The organism is Intrasporangium sp. (assembly GCF_039812505.1).
Lineage (GTDB): Bacteria > Actinomycetota > Actinomycetes > Actinomycetales > Dermatophilaceae > Intrasporangium_A.
Window position 1 is genome coordinate 1 of record NZ_JBDIAQ010000264.1, and the last position, 2,530, is coordinate 2,530.

The 2,530-nt window shown below is 71.5% G+C and carries 2 protein-coding genes; both read right to left on the reverse strand.

All coding sequences use genetic code 11. From position 1 onward, the window contains the following. Positions 1–16 precede the first annotated feature (16 nt). Positions 17–796: a phosphoadenylyl-sulfate reductase gene (locus tag WMI84_RS17995; protein WP_347355147.1), complete on the reverse strand. Its 780-nt coding sequence runs from the start codon at positions 794–796 to the stop codon at positions 17–19. Further along, positions 793–2,511, reverse strand: coding sequence for a nitrite/sulfite reductase (locus WMI84_RS18000; RefSeq protein ID WP_347355148.1), 1,719 nt, complete (start codon positions 2,509–2,511; stop codon positions 793–795). The genes WMI84_RS17995 and WMI84_RS18000 overlap by 4 nt, the downstream gene beginning before the upstream one ends. Positions 2,512–2,530: the final 19 nt, after the last annotated feature.

Here is a 2,530-nt window from a genome sequence, read left to right on the forward strand (position 1 = left end):
GTCGTGGTGTGCGTCGTCATGTGTGCAGCCCGCATTCCGTCTTGGCGAAGCCGGCCCACCGGCCCGCACGAGGGTCCTCACCCGGCGCGACCCGCCTGGTGCACGGCTCGCACCCGATCGACGGGTAGCCGTCGAAGAGAAGGGAGTTCACCTCGACGCCGTGCTCCCTGGCGTAGCCGAGCAGCTCGTCGAACGTCCATGCCGCGAGCGGGTTGACCTTGACCAGGCCGTTCTTCGCGTCCCACGTCACGAGCGGCGTGTCGGTGCGCGTCGGCGCCTCCTCGCGGCGCACGCCGGTGACCCAGGCCTCGTAGGCCGGCAGGATCCTGGCGAGCGGGTCAACCTTGCGCAGCTTGCAGCAGAGCGCCGGGTCCCGCTCGTGGAGCCGCGGACCGTACTGCGCGTCCTGCTGCGCGACGGTCTGCTCCGGGACGACGTTCACCAGGGTGATCGGCAGGTCGGCAGCCACGATGTCCCGGGTGACGAGGGTGTCGGAGAAGTGGTAGCCGGTGTCGAGGAAGAGCACGTCGACGCCCGGCGCGAAACGCGAGACGACATGCGGCAGCACGGCATCCGCCATCGAGCAGGCCACGGCCAGGGTGCCCGGGAAGGTCTCCGCGGCCCACGCGGAGACCTGCTCGGCCGTCGGCTCGGTGCCGGACTCGGCTGCGCTCCGGGTGAACTCGTCGACAAGGGCACGCAGCTCCGCCTCGGAGCGGCGCAGCCTCGGCACGCGGGGGGTCGGCACCGGGGTCGGACCCGGCCGTGCGGCGACAGGTCGTGCTGGCAAGGTCATTGGAGTGCCTCCTCGTCGGCCCGGGCGACCCACTGGGCGAAGGTCTCCCGGGGAGCCCGCTCGGCGGCATACCGGCGCACGACCCGCTCGACGTAGTCGGTCACCTGCGTCGCCGGGACCTTCAGGCCACGTACCGTGCGCCCGAGCTCACCGCTGTCGCGCCCGACCCCGGCGAGACCCCCGCCGAGATGGACCTGGAACCCCGGTTGCTGGACGCGGCCCGATCCCGTGTCGACGGTGATGATCTGGCCCTTGAGCCCGATGTCGGCCGTCTGGATGCGGGCGCACGAGTTGGGGCAGCCGTTGACGCCCAGCTCGATCGGGGCGTCGAGCTCGGGCAGGAGGTCGGCGAGCCGCTCCTCGAGCTCGGCGATGACGGCCGCGGCGGTGTCCTTGGTGTCGACGATGGCGAGCTTGCAGAACTCGAGCCCGGTGCAGGCCAGCGTCGAGCGGCGGAACAGGCCCGGCGTCGCGGTGAGGCCGAGCTGCTCGAGGCCGGCGACGAAGGTCTCGAGCCCCTCCTCCGGGACGCCGAGGACGACGACCTTCTGGAAGGCGGTGAACCGGGCGGCGTCCGCGCCGACGTGCTCGATCAGGTCGGCGAGACCGGACAGGGTCGGCCCACCGACCCGGCCGACGAGCGGCGCGGCGCCGACGTAGTAGCGCCCGTCCTTCTGGGGATGCACGCCCACGTGGTCCCCCGGTCCGACTGCGGGGGCCGGCGGCGGCCCGTCCGGCAGGTGGTAGCCGAGGTACTCGGTCTCGAGCACCTCACGGAACCGCTCCGTGCCCCAGTCGGCCAGCAGGAACTTCAGGCGCGCCTTGTTGCGCAGCCGCCGGAAGCCGTAGTCGCGGAAGATCCGCACGACTCCGTGCCAGACGTCGGGGGCCTGCTCCTGCGTCACGAAGACGCCGATCCGCTCCGAGAGGCGTGGGGCCGTCGAGAGCGACCCGCCGACCCAGAGGTCGTAGCCGGGGCCGAGCTGCGGGTGCACGACCCCGACCAGCGCGACGTCGTTGATCTCGTGGACGACGTCGAGGCTCGGATGACCGGTCACCGCCGTCTTGAACTTGCGCGGCAGGTTGGTCAGCTCCGGGTCACCGAGCCAGCGCCGCTTGATCTCGCGGATGACCGGGGTCGGGTCGATGATCTCGTCCGCGGCAACGCCTGCGACCGGGCTGCCGAGAAAGCCGCGCGTCGTGTCGCCGCACGCGGTCGTCGTCTGCAGGCCCACCGACTCGAGGCGCCGCCAGATCTCCGGGACGTCCTCGATCCGCACCCAGTGGAACTGGACGTTCTGCCGGTCGGTGATGTCGGCGGTGCCCCGGGCGAAGTCGGTCGAGATGCTCCCCAGTACGCGCAGGGCCTGCGGGGTCAGGGCAGCACCGTCGGAGCGGACCCGCATCATGAAGTAGCGGTCCTCGAGCTCGTGCGGCTCGAGCTGCGCGGTGCGCCCTCCGTCGATCCCGGGCTTGCGCTGGGTGTACAGGCCCCACCAGCGGAACCGGCCGTGCAGGTCCGAGTCGGGGATCGAGTCGAAGCCGTCACGGGCGTAGATCGTCTCGATCCGCGCCCGCACGTTGATCCCGTTGTCCTCCGCCTTGAACTCCTCGGTGCCGTTGAGCGGGGCGCGTCCGTCGACCTTCCACTGGCCGTTGGACCGGCCGGCGTTCGGGCCCCGGAGTGTGCGGGGTGCTGTCTCCGTCACCGTCATGGGATCGGAATCTATAAGG